General features: G+C 44.6%; 21 protein-coding genes and 1 rRNA gene. 12 read left to right on the top strand and 10 right to left on the bottom strand.

Going from position 1 to position 18,270, the window contains the following annotated elements; genetic code table 11:
• The first annotated feature begins 26 nt into the window (after positions 1-26).
• Complete coding sequence (locus tag JYB87_RS07880; protein WP_207356315.1) at positions 27-1,295, top strand: YeaH/YhbH family protein; 1,269 nt, start codon at positions 27-29, stop codon at positions 1,293-1,295.
• 11 nt (positions 1,296-1,306) lie between these two features.
• Positions 1,307-2,827, top strand: a complete 1,521-nt coding sequence (locus JYB87_RS07875; protein WP_207356314.1) for a SpoVR family protein — start codon at positions 1,307-1,309, stop codon at positions 2,825-2,827.
• Between the two features lie 65 nt (positions 2,828-2,892).
• Here the strand turns inward: JYB87_RS07875 and fadR are convergent, their stop codons facing one another.
• The gene (gene fadR / locus JYB87_RS07870; protein WP_207356313.1) at positions 2,893-3,612 is read right to left on the bottom strand and encodes a fatty acid metabolism transcriptional regulator FadR; all 720 of its coding nucleotides are present in this window, start codon (positions 3,610-3,612) and stop codon (positions 2,893-2,895) included.
• Between the two features lie 289 nt (positions 3,613-3,901).
• On the opposite strand from fadR, the gene nhaB reads away from it, so the two are divergent.
• Positions 3,902-5,488, top strand: coding sequence for a sodium/proton antiporter NhaB (nhaB, locus tag JYB87_RS07865; protein ID WP_207356312.1), 1,587 nt, complete (start codon positions 3,902-3,904; stop codon positions 5,486-5,488).
• An 86-nt stretch (positions 5,489-5,574) separates the two neighbouring features.
• Entirely contained in the window at positions 5,575-6,075 is a 501-nt protein-coding gene (gene dsbB / locus JYB87_RS07860) for a disulfide bond formation protein DsbB (protein WP_207356311.1), read from the top strand.
• 85 nt (positions 6,076-6,160) lie between these two features.
• Here dsbB and JYB87_RS07855 read toward each other — a convergent pair whose 3' ends face one another.
• From JYB87_RS07855 to JYB87_RS07845, 3 genes are read right to left on the bottom strand one after another with little or no spacing between them, the layout of a single operon-like run.
• Positions 6,161-6,604, bottom strand: coding sequence for a YcgN family cysteine cluster protein (locus tag JYB87_RS07855; protein ID WP_207356310.1), 444 nt, complete (start codon positions 6,602-6,604; stop codon positions 6,161-6,163).
• Positions 6,605-6,629: 25 nt separating this feature from the next.
• Positions 6,630-7,601: a lytic murein transglycosylase gene (locus JYB87_RS07850; RefSeq protein ID WP_207356309.1), complete on the bottom strand. Its 972-nt coding sequence runs from the start codon at positions 7,599-7,601 to the stop codon at positions 6,630-6,632.
• Between the two features lie 9 nt (positions 7,602-7,610).
• A complete protein-coding gene (locus tag JYB87_RS07845) occupies positions 7,611-7,907 on the bottom strand; it encodes a YcgL domain-containing protein (RefSeq protein ID WP_207356308.1) in 297 nt (98 codons plus the stop codon).
• Positions 7,908-8,026: 119 nt separating this feature from the next.
• On the opposite strand from JYB87_RS07845, the gene minC reads away from it, so the two are divergent.
• Genes minC through minE form a run of 3 tightly spaced genes read left to right on the top strand, consistent with a single transcriptional unit; the run spans position 8,027 to position 9,796 of the window.
• Entirely contained in the window at positions 8,027-8,701 is a 675-nt protein-coding gene (minC, locus tag JYB87_RS07840; protein ID WP_207356307.1) for a septum site-determining protein MinC, read from the top strand.
• A 24-nt stretch (positions 8,702-8,725) separates the two neighbouring features.
• The gene (gene minD / locus JYB87_RS07835) at positions 8,726-9,535 is read left to right on the top strand and encodes a septum site-determining protein MinD (RefSeq protein WP_207356306.1); all 810 of its coding nucleotides are present in this window, start codon (positions 8,726-8,728) and stop codon (positions 9,533-9,535) included.
• A gap of 3 nt (positions 9,536-9,538) precedes the next feature.
• Positions 9,539-9,796, top strand: a complete 258-nt coding sequence (gene minE, locus JYB87_RS07830) for a cell division topological specificity factor MinE (protein WP_207356305.1) — start codon at positions 9,539-9,541, stop codon at positions 9,794-9,796.
• 122 nt (positions 9,797-9,918) lie between these two features.
• Here minE and JYB87_RS07825 read toward each other — a convergent pair whose 3' ends face one another.
• Entirely contained in the window at positions 9,919-10,176 is a 258-nt protein-coding gene (locus JYB87_RS07825; protein WP_207356304.1) for a hypothetical protein, read from the bottom strand.
• A 176-nt stretch (positions 10,177-10,352) separates the two neighbouring features.
• Between JYB87_RS07825 and JYB87_RS07820 the strand changes: the two genes are divergently transcribed.
• Positions 10,353-10,793 (top strand): DUF6942 family protein, encoded by a 441-nt coding sequence (locus tag JYB87_RS07820; protein ID WP_207356303.1) that lies wholly within the window; start codon positions 10,353-10,355, stop codon positions 10,791-10,793.
• 51 nt (positions 10,794-10,844) lie between these two features.
• Here the strand turns inward: JYB87_RS07820 and nadE are convergent, their stop codons facing one another.
• Positions 10,845-11,675, bottom strand: coding sequence for an ammonia-dependent NAD(+) synthetase (gene nadE / locus JYB87_RS07815; RefSeq protein WP_207356302.1), 831 nt, complete (start codon positions 11,673-11,675; stop codon positions 10,845-10,847).
• 284 nt (positions 11,676-11,959) lie between these two features.
• Here nadE and JYB87_RS07810 point away from each other — a divergent pair, with 284 nt between their 5' ends.
• Positions 11,960-12,634 (top strand): response regulator, encoded by a 675-nt coding sequence (locus tag JYB87_RS07810; RefSeq protein WP_207356301.1) that lies wholly within the window; start codon positions 11,960-11,962, stop codon positions 12,632-12,634.
• On the top strand, positions 12,625-13,974 hold the full coding sequence (locus JYB87_RS07805) for an ATP-binding protein (protein WP_207356300.1): 1,350 nt from the start codon (positions 12,625-12,627) through the stop codon (positions 13,972-13,974). Before JYB87_RS07810 ends, JYB87_RS07805 begins: the two co-directional genes overlap by 10 nt.
• A 9-nt stretch (positions 13,975-13,983) precedes the next feature.
• Here the strand turns inward: JYB87_RS07805 and JYB87_RS07800 are convergent, their stop codons facing one another.
• Complete coding sequence (locus tag JYB87_RS07800) at positions 13,984-14,673, bottom strand: 2OG-Fe(II) oxygenase (RefSeq protein ID WP_207356634.1); 690 nt, start codon at positions 14,671-14,673, stop codon at positions 13,984-13,986.
• A 108-nt stretch (positions 14,674-14,781) separates the two neighbouring features.
• Here JYB87_RS07800 and JYB87_RS07795 point away from each other — a divergent pair, with 108 nt between their 5' ends.
• Positions 14,782-16,041, top strand: coding sequence for an HD-GYP domain-containing protein (locus tag JYB87_RS07795; protein WP_207356299.1), 1,260 nt, complete (start codon positions 14,782-14,784; stop codon positions 16,039-16,041).
• A 101-nt stretch (positions 16,042-16,142) separates the two neighbouring features.
• The gene (locus JYB87_RS07790) at positions 16,143-16,454 is read left to right on the top strand and encodes a DUF3135 domain-containing protein (RefSeq protein ID WP_207356298.1); all 312 of its coding nucleotides are present in this window, start codon (positions 16,143-16,145) and stop codon (positions 16,452-16,454) included.
• A 1-nt stretch (position 16,455) separates the two neighbouring features.
• Here the strand turns inward: JYB87_RS07790 and corA are convergent, their stop codons facing one another.
• The 3 genes from corA to rrf all read right to left on the bottom strand — a co-directional run bounded on the left by corA (position 16,456) and on the right by rrf (position 18,218).
• On the bottom strand, positions 16,456-17,403 hold the full coding sequence (corA, locus tag JYB87_RS07785) for a magnesium/cobalt transporter CorA (RefSeq protein ID WP_207356297.1): 948 nt from the start codon (positions 17,401-17,403) through the stop codon (positions 16,456-16,458).
• A 98-nt stretch (positions 17,404-17,501) separates the two neighbouring features.
• A complete protein-coding gene (locus JYB87_RS07780) occupies positions 17,502-17,855 on the bottom strand; it encodes a hypothetical protein (RefSeq protein WP_207356296.1) in 354 nt (117 codons plus the stop codon).
• Between the two features lie 247 nt (positions 17,856-18,102).
• Positions 18,103-18,218 (bottom strand): 5S ribosomal RNA (gene rrf / locus JYB87_RS07775).
• Positions 18,219-18,270 lie beyond the last annotated feature (52 nt).

Raw genomic sequence — 18,270 nt, 5'->3', positions numbered from 1 at the left:
CCCACTGTTTGCTTTGGGAGGTGCGTATGGCGAACTTTATCGACAGACGGTTGAATGCCAAAGGAAAGAGTACGGTCAACCGCCAGCGGTTCATTAACCGCTACAAACAACAAATCAAAAAGGCCGTTAGCGATGCAGTGACACGTCGCAGTGTGACTGACATAGATAAGGGCGAAAAAATTGGTATTCCGACGCGGGATATCAGTGAGCCAGTATTTCATCAAGGCCAAGGTGGCGTTCGTGAGCGGATCCATCCAGGCAATGATCAATTTAGCCGCGGCGATCAGATAGAGCGTCCACCAGCAGGTGGTTCAGGTGGTAGCGGTCAAGGCGATGCATCAAACAGCGGCGACGGCCAAGACGACTTTGTATTTCAAATATCTAAAGATGAATATTTAGAGCTACTGTTTGAAGACTTGGAGTTGCCCAATTTGCAGCGCAATCGGCTCAACAAACTGGTTGAGTATGAAACCTATCGAGCGGGTTTTACCAACGATGGTGTGCCCGCCAATATCAACATTGTGCGTTCTCTGCGTTCATCATTAGCGCGCCGTACCGCCATGACCGCAGATAAAAAACGCAAACTTCGCGCTTTAGAAGAGGAGTTGGTGCAGCTGCAAAACACCGCAGGCGCGAGTGCCGATAGAATTCTTGCGCTGCAAGAAGAGATTGATGCGTTAAAACGCAAAATCGCCAAAGTGCCGTTTATCGACACCTTTGACCTACGCTTTAACAACTTTGCTAAGCGAGAGATTCCCACCAGCCAAGCCGTAATGTTTTGCTTGATGGATGTGTCCGGCTCAATGGATCAAGCCACCAAGGATATGGCCAAGCGCTTTTATATCCTGCTTTACTTATTCTTAACCCGTACCTACAAAAATCTTGAAGTGGTTTATATTCGGCATCACACCCAAGCCAAAGAGGTGGATGAACACGAGTTTTTCTACTCGCAAGAAACCGGTGGCACCATTGTATCGAGCGCATTAAAGCTGATGCATGAGGTGCAACAAGCTCGCTATCCCGCGGATGAGTGGAACATCTATGTGGCGCAGGCATCGGATGGCGACAACTGGGCCGATGATTCACCTTTGTGTCATCAAATTCTTGAAAAGCAGATCCTGCCCATGGTGCGCTACTACTCCTACATTGAGATCACTAATCGACCTCATCAAACGCTATGGCGTGAGTACGAGCAGTTGACTGAAAAGTTCGACAATATGGCGGTGCGTAACATTCGCCAAGTGGAAGATATCTATCCAGTGTTCCGCGAGCTTTTCAAAAAGCAGGCCGTTTAAGGGGAAGTACTATGGCGAAAGCAAAAAAACGTCAACCATTAAGCGATGGGCCAGAATGGACCTTTGAGCTGTTAGAAGAATATGAAAAAGAGATAGCGCGCGTTGCCGATCACTATCGGTTGGACTATTACCCAAACCAAATTGAAATCATCACAGCTGAACAGATGATGGATGCCTATGCCAGCGTAGGTATGCCTATTGGCTACACTCACTGGTCTTTTGGTAAACGTTTTATTGAAACTGAGCAAGGCTATAAACGTGGCCAAATGGGATTGGCCTATGAGATTGTGATTAACTCTGATCCCTGTATCGCTTATTTGATGGAGGAAAACACCATTACCATGCAAGCGTTGGTGATGGCGCATGCCTGTTACGGCCATAACAGTTTTTTTAAGAGCAACTACCTCTTTAAAACGTGGACCGATGCCAGCTCAATTATTGATTATCTGGTGTTTGCCAAAAACTACATCAGTCAATGTGAGCAAAAATATGGTGCGAGCGAGGTTGAAACCGTCATCGACTCATGCCATGCATTAATGAACTATGGCGTTGACCGTTATAAACGCCCCAGTGAAATATCGTTTGCAGAAGAGCAAGCGCGGCAAAAAGAGCGTGAGGAGTATTTGCAATCTCAGGTCAACGATTTGTGGCGCACGATTCCAACCAAATCCACCCCTGAAGCAGAACGGCAACGTAAACGTTTTCCATCTGAGCCACAGGAAAACATCCTCTATTTTATTGAGAAAAACGCGCCACTGCTGGAGCCGTGGCAACGGGAAGTGGTCCGAATCGTACGTAAACTCGGCCAATACTTTTATCCGCAACGACAAACACAAGTGATGAATGAAGGCTGGGCCACCTTTTGGCACTACACCATTCTGAATCATCTTTATGATGAAGGGCTGCTAACTGACCGCTTTATGTTGGAGTTTTTGCAAAGCCACACCAATGTGGTAATGCAACCCGCGTACAACAGCCCCTATTACAGCGGCATCAATCCTTATGCGCTCGGCTTTAATATGTTCTGTGATATCCGTAGGATCTGCGAAGAACCCACCGAAGAGGATCGCTATTGGTTCCCAGAGATTGCCGGAAGTAATTGGTTGGACACTCTCCATTTCGCGATGCAAAACTTTAAGGATGAAAGTTTTATCAGTCAGTATTTATCCCCGACCATGATCCGTAAGTTTAAGTTATTCGGTGTACTGGATGACGAGAGCAAAGATCATCTCAGCATCTCAGCTATTCATGATGAACAGGGCTATCGGGAGATCCGCCAGATACTGTCATCGCAATATAATCTGTCAATCAACGAACCCAACATTCAAATTTATAATGTTGACGTTAATGGCGACCGATCACTGACATTGCGTTATGTCCCAAGCAAAGGTGTACCGCTTGCCAATAGTCGTAACGAAGTGATTAAACATCTGTATCGCCTCTGGGGTTTTAAGGTCACACTGGAACAACAAGCTGACGATGGATCAATCAAAGTCATTGCACAGTGCCCTGAACCGAGTAAGGAGCAATAATCTGGTGGATACCACTAAAGAAAAGACCGCTTTTTAGCGGTCTTTTTTACGAGAAGACTTAAACATTACTGATTGTCTTGCGCCATTTCCAACGGCATGTCATCACGTAGCTTTTGCCACATAATGCCGCTGTCTTTGCCGTAAGTTCGCATCAACGCGGGCACTTCGGTGTAATCACCACGCTTCGCCAGAATTTCTAATTCACGATAGAAGCCCATTGCCAAATGGCGTGCTTCTTCGCTACTGAAATAGTAGCGCCCAACCTTTGCATAAAGCCCTTTGAATCCATTCAAAATCAACACATACAATGGGTTACCAGAGGAAAACGCCAAGGTGTGGTGCAGCTTATAATCAAACTCAGCAAACGCGTCTGCATCGTCTTGTAATTGATGGATATCGGCCAACACTTCTACAGCAACCTGTGGGCTATTACGCAAAGCACCACGAAAATAGATAGCACTGATATTGGTACGCGCCGACAACAACTGGTCTACCAGTTGTGGAAAACCGTTCGGATTTAGATCCGCAATGGTTTCAAGAATATTGAGACCGGAAGTTTCCCAGAAATTGTTTACCCGAGTTGGCTTACCATGCTGAATTGTCAACCATCCGTCACGGGCTAAGCGCTGCAGCACTTCCCTCAAGGTTGTGCGAGTAACGCCAATTAGCTCAGACAATTCACGTTCTGCGGGCAAAATTGAGCCTGGTGGGAACTTATTTTCCCAAATCGAGCGAACAATATATTTTTCTGCGAAACTTGCAGGCCCTTTGGCATTAATGATCATCAGCCTGATTTTCCAACAAAGTCATTGAGTTTGGGCACTGATCATACCAGAGGAAAAAAAAATAGGAACCACTTGAAATCACAGCATTACAAGCAGTAGAGAGCGCTGCCTTGCACACTATTTCCCACATTTCAATCCTGTTTATCTCATTTTTGAGTAGCAATTCCGGTTTTTAATCTATAAACGTGAGATCACGATGACAGTGTAAAGACAATTGCGTTAGACTGAGGCGATTTTAAAAATTATAAGCACTTAAATACGATCTAAAACAAATTTTTGGAGAGGAAACATGCCGATATCACTCGGTCAGGCTTTTATTAGCAACTTTCTTGGGAACTCACCCAAGTGGTACAAACTGGCAATTCTCAGCTTTCTGATCATCAATCCCATCATTTTCAACATCAATCCATTTATCGCGGGTTGGTTACTGGTCGCAGAGTTCATTTTTACGTTAGCTATGGCGTTGAAATGCTATCCGCTACAACCGGGCGGCATTCTGGCGATCGAAGCCGTTATCATTGGCATGACCAGTCCTTCTCAAGTGTTACATGAAATCGAAGCAAACTTAGAAGTGTTATTGCTGTTGATTTTTATGGTGGCTGGTATCTATTTCATGAAACAGCTGCTGCTATTTGCATTTACTAAGATCATTACCAAAATCCGCTCTAAATTAGCGGTTTCATTAATGTTCTGTTTAGCATCGGCTTTCTTATCTGCTTTCCTTGATGCATTAACCGTAATTGCGGTAATCATCACAGTAGCAGTCGGTTTTTATTCTATTTATCATAAAGTTGCTTCAGGTAAAGACTTCAGCGAAGAGCACGACCACAACGATGATGGTGGCAGCATTAACGCCGAAGAGCTGGAAGATTTCCGTGGTTTCCTGCGTAACTTGCTGATGCATGCTGGCGTCGGTACCGCGTTAGGCGGCGTGTGCACCATGGTGGGTGAACCGCAAAACCTGATCATCGCCGCACAGTCAAATTGGCAGTTTGCTGAGTTTGCCTTGCGTATGTCTCCTGTTACCGTGCCAGTATTCTTGTGCGGTATCCTGACCTGTATCTTGGTAGAAAAATTCCACCTCTTTGGTTATGGCGCAAAATTGCCTGATGCGGTGCATAGAATTTTGGTGAACTTCGCCGAACATGAAGATGCAGCGCGCACCAATAAAGATAACGTTAAACTGATTATTCAAGCGTTAGTGGGTATCTGGTTAATTGTTGGCTTGGCACTGCATTTAGCCTCAGTTGGTCTGATTGGTTTGACCGTTATCATTTTAACCACCTCGATTAACGGTATTACCGACGAACACGCGATCGGCAAAGCATTCCAAGAGGCGCTGCCATTTACAGCCCTGTTGGCCGTATTCTTTGCGGTAGTGGCGGTCATTATTGATCAACACCTGTTCGCGCCAGTGATCCAATGGGCGTTAGCGCATGAAGGCAACACCCAATTGGTGATTTTCTATATTGCCAACGGTTTGCTGTCGATGGTCAGTGACAACGTGTTTGTGGGCACGGTGTACATCAACGAAGTGAAGGCTGCATTAATTAATGGCCAAATTAGCCGTGACCAATTCGACCTGTTAGCAGTAGCGATTAACACAGGCACCAACCTGCCTTCTGTCGCAACACCAAATGGTCAAGCCGCGTTCCTGTTCTTATTGACCTCAGCCTTAGCTCCGCTCATTCGTCTGTCATATGGTCGTATGGTGATTATGGCGCTGCCCTACACTATCGTGCTGACCATCGTCGGTATTCTGTGTATCCAATTAGGTTTACTTGAATCAGCAACGCAATACTTCTACGACAGCCACATGATTATGCATCACTCAGCTAAAGAGGCATTAGACTCAGCTGCTGGCGTTATTCATTAATGCATAATTGCTGAACTAACAGTAAGATAAGCTGTCACAATAAAAGCGCCCTTCGAGTCAGGGCGCTTTTTTATGGAGATAATAAGATGTTTTCAGGATTTGTTCGCTCTCGCAGCAGTTGGACAATGCTTCTTGTGAGCGGCGTTGCACTCGAACTTACTGCACTTTTCTTTCAGTATGTAATGAATTTAGACCCGTGCGTGATGTGCGTGTATATCCGCGTCGCCGTACTGGGAATTATCGCTGCTGGCCTTATCGGATTAATTGCCCCTAAGCTAGTGTTCATCCGGTTGTTCGCCACGGTTTCATGGGCGGTGAGTGCGAGCTGGGGCGCAAAGCTCGCCTATGAGTTATACCAAATTCAGTCGGATCCAAATCCATTTGCAACTTGCTCATTTTTGCCAGATTTTCCACACTGGATGCCATTACATGACTGGTTGCCCTCAGTATTTATGCCAACCGGTATGTGTACTGATACGCCTTGGACCTTTTTAAATATCACCATGGCACAGTGGATGTTGGTTATTTTTATTGGCTACCTTGCACTACTTTTAATCTTCCTTACGGCGATATTGAATCGACGCTAACGCTGTCTGATTCTAAGATAGCCTAAAATGCAAAAAGCCTGAATTCATCAGGCTTTTTACTCAGTTGCAGCTCGTTACCGCGATATTATTCCACATCGAGCAAAGGCCAAATCACAATGTGGTCTTCGACGTCACGCACCTTGGTTTCACTCACGATTTTGCCTTTTACCGATATTCCTTTACGGTGCATCAGTTTCTTGTCACCGCTGATGAGTGGATGCCAATTGGCCAATCCCCGCCCCGCATATAAACGCCGATAGGCACAACTGTCAGGTAACCAAGTAAGTTCAGCAATATTATCTATCGTAATTGCGGTACATTGCGGCACAAATTGAAAGCGATTTGCGTAGTGAATGCAGCCACATTCCTTAGCTGACAACAGCTTACACGCCACATTGGTGTAATAAAGCTCCTCAGTATCATCATCGATAAGCTTATTGAGGCAGCATTTTCCGCAGCCATCACATAATAGTTCCCACTCTTCAGCAGTCATTTCAGCCAAAGATTTGGTTTCCCAAAAAGGTTTCATGAATGTTTTACTTCTAACTAAATAACTAATCGATACCGAGAGACTTAATTCGCTCAGACAGATGTGCTATCGCCAACATCAGATAGTGGTCGGGATGTTGCTGATAAAGCACTCGGTAATTGTTGTAAACGATATATTTTCGCCCTTTCACACCGTCAGGCATAATTAGCGACACCTGCATATCTTTACGTTTGGGCAGGTTACCTGAGTCGTAACGCCGCACGCCAAGTTGTTGCCATTCGATAAATGAAGCTTGATGGTCAAGCCCAGTTCGCCCAGGGTATAACGCTTTAGGCGCTAATACTTGTCGCCCCCACGTTTGCGAATTGTCCCATCCGCCTTCGTGCAGACAATTGGCTGCTGACGCGTAGATATCCAGCGGGTTTTGCCAAATATCGATTTTGCCATCACCATCGCCATCAACCGCACAATGCAATAACATGCTCGCGCTGAATTTTAGTGGCCCGAGTCTACCGTCAGTACTTGCTACTAACTCGTCAAACGAGTAGCCACCATTAATGATGAGGCGCACCGCAGCAATAAACTCCACCGAAAACGCTTCATCACCCGCAAAAGCGTAGGAGGCGGCAACCGAAGCTAACGGATAGGTCGCAGCGTCTTGCTGACTAAACCCGCCTAGCATAGCCCACTGCGCCAAGATAAACCGTGGCTGAACCCCGTATTGCTGAGAAATTTTGCTGAATTTAGCTTGGTATTGCTGAAAAAAACGCTGTGCTGTGAGCGCTTTTTGCTCAGTCACTTGTGCTGGAATATACACATCTAACGACGGACTGGACTCAGCCACTGGTAGCGTAGATCGTCTAAATAACTTTACTTGCTTTGTGACCTGCTCAACCTGCTGCGCATCAATGCCGCTGTTTTTTGCTTTATCAGCCAATTGGCTAACGAACGCTGAAAAATTTTGCTCTGCTACAACAATGTTAGGCAATAACAATAAAGCAGCACTGCATATCCATGATTGAGTCCATCTGCACATGCGATTTCCTTAAAAAAGCCATTCAGCTGATTCGTTGGATGCCTGAGACTGTAAATGTTCTTTCAGTAAATTCACTGCAGGGGGTGGCAATTGCAAATAATAACCTTGCTCATTTAATGCAGCTTTGACTTTATTGATATCCGCAATTCCCAGATGCTGACGCTTTTCAATAGGGAGCAACATCACCAATTCTGGTTGACCAAACACCTGCATTAATTGTGCGGGCACATCATCAAACTTGCCCTTTTGTTTAATAAACAGATAGGTTTCTGCTTTACGTCGACTTTTATACACGGCACAGATCATAACTATACCAATTCCCGTGGTTTAAACTTGCTACTACAATGGCTGCATTATAACATGTTTGCCCAATGTAAAAGTATGCTAATGAGTGCACAACTCAAATAACGGAGCACTTAGCCAGGATGCACAAAGCCGTGTTAGAACTGAAAGGTTCTTCTTTCACACTGTCCGTACTTCATATTAATACTGACAAAATCGAACGCCTATTACAGGAGTTGGATAATAAACTTGCTCAGGCACCTCAGTTTTTTCAAAACGCACCCTTGGTATTAAACCTTTCAGCAGTCGAGCAACAGAATCTCGATATTGCCGCACTCAAACATGCGTTGCAGCAACGTAAGTTATTTGTGGTAGGCGTAACCGGTGTTCAAGGCATTCTTGCTGCTACGGCACAAGAGCTCGGGTTACCTGTCATCAAATCAGGTAAAGAGCTGGTCACTAAAACGGCCGCAAAAGCATCCACTCGTACCACCAAAATCGTCAAACAGACGGTGCGCTCAGGGCAGCAGGTTTACGCCAAGGACGCCGATTTAATTGTTTTTGGTGCAGTAAGTAACGGCGCAGAAGTTATCGCCGATGGCAGTATCCATATTTATGGAGCATTACGTGGTAAAGCTATGGCGGGGGCGCAAGGTGATCATAATGCCATCATCATTGCCAGTACGCTCTCAGCCGAACTGGTCTCCATTGCAGGTAACTATTGGTTATCAGACAATATTCAAGCTCATTCTAACGGTTCAGGCGGTTGCGTTCGTCTGGATGGTGAATCATTAATAATCGAATCACTGCCAACATAAGGCAGAGACGAAGGATAGGGATTTATGGCGCAAATTATTGTGGTCACGTCAGGTAAAGGCGGTGTTGGTAAAACGACGTCCAGTGCTGCTATTGCCACCGGTCTCGCACTAAAGGGACACAAAACGGTAGTTATCGATTTTGATATTGGCTTACGAAATCTAGACCTTATCATGGGCTGTGAGCGCCGTGTGGTGTATGACTTTGTTAACGTTATCAACGGCGAAGCCAATCTCAATCAAGCGCTGATTAAAGATAAACGCTGTGACAAACTGTTTGTACTGCCAGCTTCCCAAACCCGCGATAAAGACGCCTTGACCAAAGAAGGCGTAGGTAAGGTGTTGGAAGATCTCAGTAAAGATTTCGACTATATTTTGTGTGACTCCCCAGCGGGTATTGAAACTGGGGCAATGATGGCATTGTACTTTGCGGATACAGCCATTGTGACCACTAACCCAGAAGTCAGTTCGGTGCGCGATTCTGACCGTATTTTGGGTATGTTGCAAAGTCGTAGTCGTCGCGCGGAATTGAGCCTTGAACCTGTAAGAGAATATTTGTTGCTGACCCGTTATTCACCGACTCGCGTAAAAACTGGCGAGATGTTGAGTGTTGAAGACGTGCAAGAGATTCTTGCCATTCCTTTGCTTGGCGTAATCCCTGAATCTCAATCCGTACTGAAAGCCTCTAACTCAGGGGTTCCTGTCATCGTTGATCAGCAAAGCGATGCAGGCCAAGCATACTCTGATGCTGTAGCGCGTTTGTTAGGTGAAGATGTACCACTGCGCTTTATCAGCGAAGAGAAGAAAGGTATTCTGAAACGTATATTTGGTAGCTAAATTATGTCCTTACTCGACTATTTCAAAAGTTCGAAGAAAAGCAACACAGCTGCGACTGCCAAAGAGCGCTTGCAGATTATTGTTGCGCACCAACGTTCACAACGTGGCGATCCCGATTACTTACCTTTGATGAAACAGGAAATCATTGAAGTGATCCGTAAATATGTTCATGTTGAAGAAGAACAAGTGACTGTGGCAATGGATCAAAATGATGAGAATCTCTCTGTACTTGAGCTAAACATCACTTTACCGGATAGATAATCACGGCTGCAGCAACAATAAGGCACCTCACTTTTAACAAGTCAGGTGCCTTATTTGTATCGATTTGTCCAAAACTAGCATGATGCAGAAGTCGCTAAGCTGTTGTCCAAGTAGTTACCTGGCTAAGCGTCGAAGCGTACCAACTCAAACTCTGCAACATCACATAATCGAATCAAGGTTAACCCATCAATTTTTGCTGTGGGAATTTTACTGCGAGGATCTGCGGTATTGATGGATGGGTAGAAAAATCCACTATCATCAACATACCCCTCAGCGCGGCTACCTTTCTTGGCTTGGTCATAGTAATAGCCATTTAGAAAGAAACCCAAAGGACTCGCTTGCCCTTCGGCCATTAAGCCGTATCGAATGTTCTTTTCCAATTCTACCTCCATATAAATCGGTGCTAACGTTCGTGAACCAATAACCCACCCAAAACAAAGTGTAGTTGTTAGCGTCTATATTCCCTATTGTTGTCTAATTTTATGTAGAATCTGTGACACAATGCAAATATTCAATTCATTGAATATAAATGTGATTAGGGAATCAAAAGACCTTCATGATTATTGGAAATCCGACAGCTGTTTGTTGTGTTTATCTGCCGCATTCGCCGATAATTCCGCCCGACTGGCATTGGCAACAAACAGCCGCAATGCAGCAGCTACTTGAAAGCAACTCCAATCATTGGCGCAAAATTTTTGTTATCAGTGCTAAGATTTTTACGCCCAACCTTGCTGACTGGCGCGGCTTTTTGCAGCAGCAACTGTTGCAGATAGTGTGTTTTTACGCTGATGAAACTATCCTAAACCAACACGCAAGTATCGAATTGTTCAGCGGCAAGGAGATTGTTAACCGGCTGTTTGCTCGCTCACCACAGATAATGGATAACGGCGAAAAAATCGTAAATTTATCAAATGGGCAATGGCAACTGCCCTACTTTGATTATCGTCAGTTTCCAAATGCACTTATTACCGAGTTTCGACAGTGTTTAGCTCAGTAAAAAGCCGCCCATTGCGGACGGCTATTTCAGTGACGATTTTAACTAGAACGATTAATCGTAAATTGTTGGAATAGATTGGCGTTTATGTTGGGTTGCGTTGTAAATTGCAATCACACGCGCTTCGACTTCCGCCGGGACGTCTTTACCCTCTAAGAAATCATCAATCTGCTCGTAGGTGAGCCCTAATGCGACTTCGTCTTCAAGTCCTGGACGATTTGACTCAAGGTCGGCCGTTGGGGTTTTATTAACCAGCACCTCTGGCGCACCGAGATAAGCTGCAAGTTGACGTACTTGTCGTTTATTCAGACCAAATAACGGTGCTAAGTCACACGCACCATCACCCCATTTGGTATAAAAACCGGTCACATTTTCGGCACTATGATCGGTACCGACCACTAAGCCACCGACAATCGCACCCACTTCATATTGCGCAACCATTCTCATTCGGGCTTTTACGTTACCTTTAACAAAGTCTACTTTGGCATCATCCGGCTGCAAAATTCCGGCATTTTCAAGCCCTGAAAGCACTTGATGATGAATACCTTCTACCCCATCGTGAACATTTACTGTGACAATGCGTGATGGCTTGATAAAGGCCAGTGACATTTGCGCTTCATCTTCGTCGCGTTGTTCTAAATATGGTAAACGCATAGCAACAAAGGTGTAGTCATCAGAACCCGTTTCTTGGTTCAGCGACTCCACCGCCAGCTGACACAATCGGCCAGCAAGACCTGAATCAATACCACCACTGATCCCTAACACTAATGCGCGACATTTTGCTTGTAGCAACTTTGTTTTGAGAAATGCAATGCGACGCTGAACTTCAAATTCAGGATCAATCGTTTGCAATACTCTCATCTCTTCTAAAATTTGTCCTTTCACGGCGGGGCTCCATCTAACTTCACTGATCTGCGGGCCGGCAGTAACCTTACTCACCACCCTAAATTCATAAAAAGCAACAATCTGAGGTTTAAGCTAATGGATTAACGATACCAACAAATGCTAGAGCTGAACAGTCACGAGATTTTATCTGCTGATAAAATGCCGCGCACATCTTCCTCACTGGTCGTCAGCAGCAGTTAAGTTATCAGCCATTACACTTACATGATTGGCATCATACTGATTTCACAATACACTGATGCCGCTGCAATAAGGATTTTAAGATTATGAGAATATTGGTTGTTGAGGACGATCCCCTTCTGTCACACCACCTAAAAGTTCAGTTAAGTGAGCTTGGTAATCAAGTGCAGGTGGCTGCAACGGCCAAAGAGGGTTTTTATCAAGCGACGGATTACCCTATAGATGTTGCGATTATCGATTTGGGTTTACCAGACCAAGATGGTATTTCATTAATTAAGCAGTTGCGCGAAGCCGATTTGAAAGCCCCAGTGTTGATCCTCACCGCACGTGTGAATTGGCAGGATAAAGTCGAAGGCCTAAATGCAGGAGCGGATGATTACTTAGTCAAGCCGTTCCAAAAGGAAGAACTGGTAGCACGTTTAGATGCTTTGGTCCGCCGCAGTGCGGGGTTCGTAAAGCCGTTGATTAACAGTGGTGAATTGTCGCTAGACCTTGCAGCAAAACAAGTCACCATGAGTGGTGAGTTGATGGATATCACCGCATTCGAATATCAGATCCTCGAATACTTAATGCGCCATAACCATGAAGTAGTTGCTAAACAACGCTTGCTTGACGTGATTTATGGTGACAAAGAAGGCGATCCTAACACCATCGAAGTAATGGTCAGCCGCTTGCGTAAAAAGCTCACTCGCGATGGGATTGAAAACCCCATCATTACAATTCGTGGCCAAGGCTATAAATTTAATCTTCCATGCAATTAAACCTCAAACCCAAAAAGCGCCTATTAACGCGGATGTTTTTGACATCATTGTCAATCATCGCGTTAGTGGGCTTTGGCTTAGCATGGATGGTGAACATTCTTCATGCACAAAACTCTTACAACGAAGAAACAGCGAAGCTGATTGCTGAAATTCCTCAAGTTGCCGCCGAGTTGAGAGAACATGATTTAATCCCTGACACCAGTGCTTGGCTCGAGGAAAACAGCACCAAACAGCCTTACGTCATGGCATCGTGTGACGATCGATTTAAACAGGTATGGACCTCTGCATTAGCAGTCGATCGGGGGCTGTTTGATATTTGCGAGCGCTTCAATGCAATTCGCGACGAAATTCCGCCCTACTACCTCAATATGAATGATCAGCGCGGCTATTTCGCTTATCTTCTTTCAGTCGACATAGCCTCTATTCATTACAATTTACTCGTCCTGAAAGATGCTGAGCGAATTGAACAAGAATCCACCAAATTTGCCAAACGTACATACTTGCGGCTCGCACTTGTACTCGCGCTCGCGTTGCTGCTGCTGGTCAGTGCCGCCTACTGGGGTATGCAGCCGTTAGGCAAAATGCGAAATGAACTGAAAGCGATTATCCAGGGTAAAACAGGCTCATTGTCTGGTGGTTATCCGATTGAGCTAGAGGGAATTACTCAGGCGCTTAACGAACTGATCAGGCAATCAGGTGAACAACAACAACGTTATCAGAATGCGATGAATGATCTGGCCCATAGCCTTAAGACACGTTTAGCCGCAGTGCATGCCATTACTGACGATGAACAGCTGTCACGCAAGGAGCTGTGTGAAAAAGTGATGGAACAAGTTAGCCAGATGGATCAGTTGGTCAAATATCAACTTAAACGCGCCATGCTTGGGCGTAAAGGCCTCAAAAAAGAGGCAACCTACATAGCGCCATTAGTAGACCAACTGGCGCAAATGTTGTTCAAAGTATACCGCGACAAAAATGTCACCTTTGCCGCCGACATCAGTCAACAATTGAGCTTCCCGGGAGAACAAGGTGATTTGATGGAATTAGTCGGAAATCTCATGGAGAACGCGTTTAGATTATGCATCTCTACCGTAAAAGTCAGTGCTAGAGCCAATAGACAGCAACTTGAGATTTTAGTAGAAGATGATGGTCTAGGCGTTGAAGAAGGGCTTAAACAAAAAATCATTCAACGCGGTGTACGTGCCGATACACAATCGGCGGGCCAAGGTATCGGCCTCGCCGTCTGTAATGAAATTGTTGATAGCTATGGCGGCGTGCTGTCAATTGAATCATCATCTTTGGAAGGCGCCTGCTTCCGCATTACTATTCCGCTGGTGTAATGCTAAACGTTAACGGCGATATAGCTGCTCGGCACGATTAAACATTATCCAAGATGTGACGATGTATTTGTCGTCACTGATTGGCACGTTACCGCGATGGCTATGGGTAAAACCTGCTGGCGCTATCACCAAGGTTCCCCTTTTGGGGATGAGTTTCTTTTTCTGGTAGTAAAACTCTGTTTCGCCGCCCTCTGTGACATCATTCAGATACACCATAAACAACACGACACGATGTAAAGCTTCGTTATCCGGCAGCTGCGGATATTGTTCTGAATGCCAATGAGGATAACCGCCCTTTCCTTTGGGATATTTTTGAATATTCAACTCGCCACTGCGATAAAGATACTTAACCAGCGAAGCCGCTCGAGGATGTCCGAAGCGCTGATAATTATCAAGCGATAAAGTCACAATATGACCATTCTCATCAGAGACTTGCATTGCAACGGCTCCCATCAGCGCCAGTGAGTATTTATCAAAATAATCGCAAATGGCAGAGAAAGTTTGCGCAAGTATCTCGTCTCGTAACGGTAACAAGTCTTGGTGCCGATCAAGCGTGATATCTGTACTTAGCTTTTTAGCTTCATCAACACCGAGGCCTGTACGACCTTGTCGAACTTGAGGATGTTGGTCAAATATGGTGATAATTCGCTCACATAGCGCGTCAGAAATTGCGTTAGGAAAAACTTCTATAAAATCCATGTTGCCAAGTTCATGTTCCATGATCACTATATGCTGGCATCTCTATCATCGTGATGTAAAGTAATAGAGTACAACTCACCATTTTTATAACAACCAAAATAGTGTCCTATGGGTAATAGTCGTTTCGTTTCCATAAATCAGCTGCAAGTCGGTAACTATGTCAGACTCCCTTTATCGTGGAAGGATCACCCGTTCCTTTTCAGCAGCTTTCGAATCAAACAACAAGCACAGATAGAGCTTATCAAGAAATTAGGACTGGATTCGGTTTATGTAGACATCTCCAAAAGCGACGTTCCACCGCTAGATAACGATAATGAAGCTGGAGCAGATATTTCAGCTCAGGAAGTCGATGAACTCCATGTCAAAATGGAGCACTACAAAGCTGAGCGTATCGAAATACTTAAAAAAATGCGTCGGGATTTAAACAAAACCGAAGAGAATTTCGATCGTTCTCTGGCTAGAATGCGAAATCTAATCAATAAGCTACGATCACGCCCATTAAATGCGATAGACGAAGGCAAAGAGTTAATTTCTGACATTACAGATGAATTACTGGCGACGGATAACCTCGTACTACATCTAATGGCAGATCAAAAGAAAGACGATGGTATTTATTATCATTCGCTAAACGTTGCAGTGCTTTCGATGTTGATAGCAAAACAACTCGAATGGCCAAGAGCAGATATTGAAGCGATGGGCTTAGGGGCGTTGTTTCACGATGTCGGAAAACTTAAACTACCAACACAATTGTTGCGTAAGAAAGAAGCTCTTTCAGCCCCAGAACAGAATCTGCTCAATCAACATCCCCTGCTTGGGACTGAACTCATCAAGCTTGTTGACAATTTTCCACAAGCTGCAACTGACGTGATTGTGAACCATCATGAATACTTAGATGGCAGCGGACATCCAAGAAATCTGAAAGCAGATCAACTCTCGAAACATGCGCAACTCGCTGCTGCGGTAAATAAATACGATACACTGTGCCATCCTTCTTCAGGGCAAAGTGGAAAAACGCCATATGCGGCGCTGGGGTATTTATATAAATATTCGAAAGGGAAATTAAATCAAGAAGTTGTCGGAACGCTAATCAAAATGCTCGGCATTTATCCACCAGGTTCTGTCGTTGAGCTAACCTCAGGTCAGTTTGGACTCGTGATGTCGGTGAATCTCGACAAACTGTTATACCCGCGTATTCTCGTCTACGATCCAATGGTGCCTAAAGATCAAGCACCGATCATCGACTTGGAAGCCGAAGGGCTGAAAATAACGCGTTGCATTCCAGCTACAGCATTACCGGAAAATATCTATAAATACTTAAACCCAAGAGAAAGAATCAGTTACTACTTTGGCTCTGACTCAAAGGGATAATTAATACAGCTTTTGTTGAAATATACGCTACGCTTTAACTAAGCGGGGCGGACTAGCTCCACTGTCATTCAAGGCAGCCAAGGACGGAAAGGAGCGCGTATATGAAAGATTTACCAGACTTTGATACGTTGATGTGGATGGCAAAACATAGGCCTGAAGAGCTAAATCAGTTGCAGTCATCCATGTCGGAAGAGCTGATTAACAGCGCTGGCGGCAATCAATCTCAACTCCGGGCGGTGAAGGAACACCTTAACCGCCGGCTCGAACTCTGCACCAATCCTTATCAACGTTGTATTACCACAGTGTCTATGATGCGTACTAAGTTTGGTGCACTTGCCGATGTGTTGCGAGACCCCGAACATTTCAGAAGTCATCGAGCAGAGGTGATTCAACTTAATCGTAAAACGGGTTGAATTATAGCCACCCTTTACGTCTAAAGAACAGATATGTACCAGCCGCACTGGCTAGCATCAACACGATAGCCAATGGATAACCTACATACCAATCTAATTCAGGCATGTGCTTAAAGTTCATGCCATAGCTACTTGCAATCAGCGTGGGTGGTAGGAACACGACCGCAGCAACCGAGAAGATTTTGATAATTTTATTCTGTTGTAAACCACTGAAACCCATTGCGGCGTCCAACAAGAAATTCAATTTATCGAAGATAAACTGACTGTGAGGCATCAAAGACTCGATATCGGATAGCATTTCACGCATATCTTTCATCTCTTCTTCGAGCAATTCGCGGCGGTAATACTTTTGCATATATCGCAAGGAACGCTGGGTATCCAGCAAACTCAAACGGATTTTTCCATTCGAGTCTTCCTGCAAGGTAATCATACGGAAAATATCGTCTAGCTCATCACTTTCGAACACCTGCTGACTAACGTTTTCCAACACCGTATAAACGTCTTCGATTAAGTCAGATAAATATTCGACTTTGAGGTTAAACAACTCAAGGAACAACCCCTGAGGCGTCTTGACGTCAATTCGTCCTAAGCGCAAATAGTTACGCAACAGACGTATAAGTCCTACATCCTCTTCACGAATTGTCAGTAAAAAATTCGTACGCAAATTAAAGGATACGTTAACCCCTCGTACATCTTGCCCTACACGCTGCGGAAACAATGAATTGATGTGTAAACCGTCGCTATTCTGGTAAAAACGTGCTGACGCTTCAATTTCGTTAATATCTTCTTCATCAGGCACTTCCTCAACCGAATATTTAGCCAACCACTCACGCTCTAACTCGTCAGGGCGATAGAGATCTAACCAAAGAGTGTCTTTGGGAATAGCATCTGATGTCGTGAGTTCAATGATTTTTAGCTGCTGATGTTGATAAATATAAGCGGTAATCATAGAACCTCCTAAGGCAGCTAATTCGGTCAGGAAGGGAAAAGTGGTGATAGTTTAACTGATTAATTCAGAAAGAAAAGTTAATCTCTTTAATAAGAAAACTACGGTGTAATTTCTATCCGTTCTTCTTGAGAGAGCCTGATGATTAGACCATCAACTGTCACAATTTTATTTTCACTAATATCGCGCTTTCGCACGAGATAAGTTTCTACTTTACCATCTCGGGGCGACACAATAGTGACGCTCACCTGCTGAAAACCGACCCACCATTGCCAACCAACGATTGCCGCAGCTACTACTAATAATAGTCCAGCCACTAAGGTGTATTTATTATTCGACAGCGATGAAGCTGCTTTAGCTGATTGTATACTGGTCGATGTCTGACGTTTATTAATCACCTTCCAACCAATCACAACAACCAAAAGCGTCACTAATAGCTTGGTTAACACCGCCATTCACTCCGATGACTTTCTCTGAATGTTGGCATCATAACACATTGAACGCCGACATTATTTGACGAACATTAGACATAGAAAGAAATGGCTAGGTTTGTGATTTATCGAGAATAAAGATGGTTATGATGTTCAAGACAAGTACAAAATGAGATTGTGGAATTGCAATTAAAACAAAAAGGCCACCCGTTTGGGTGGCCTCTGCTATCTTTTTTGATTCCACTTTTTTCAAGTGTAAATCTAATTGGGCGTCTGGCGATGACCTACTCTCACATGGGGAAACCCCACACTACCATCGGCGCGATTGTGTTTCACTTCTGAGTTCGGGATGGGATCAGGTGGGACCACAATGCTATTGTCACCAGACAAATTCTTTTCTGCTCTCGCCTTTCTGGCAAAAACAAGTAATTCGGAAAGC

It is taken from the genome of Shewanella avicenniae (assembly GCF_017354945.1).
Lineage (GTDB): Bacteria > Pseudomonadota > Gammaproteobacteria > Enterobacterales > Shewanellaceae > Shewanella > Shewanella avicenniae.
Note: the sequence above shows the minus strand (reverse complement) of the source record. Positions and strands in the feature narration are given on the sequence as shown.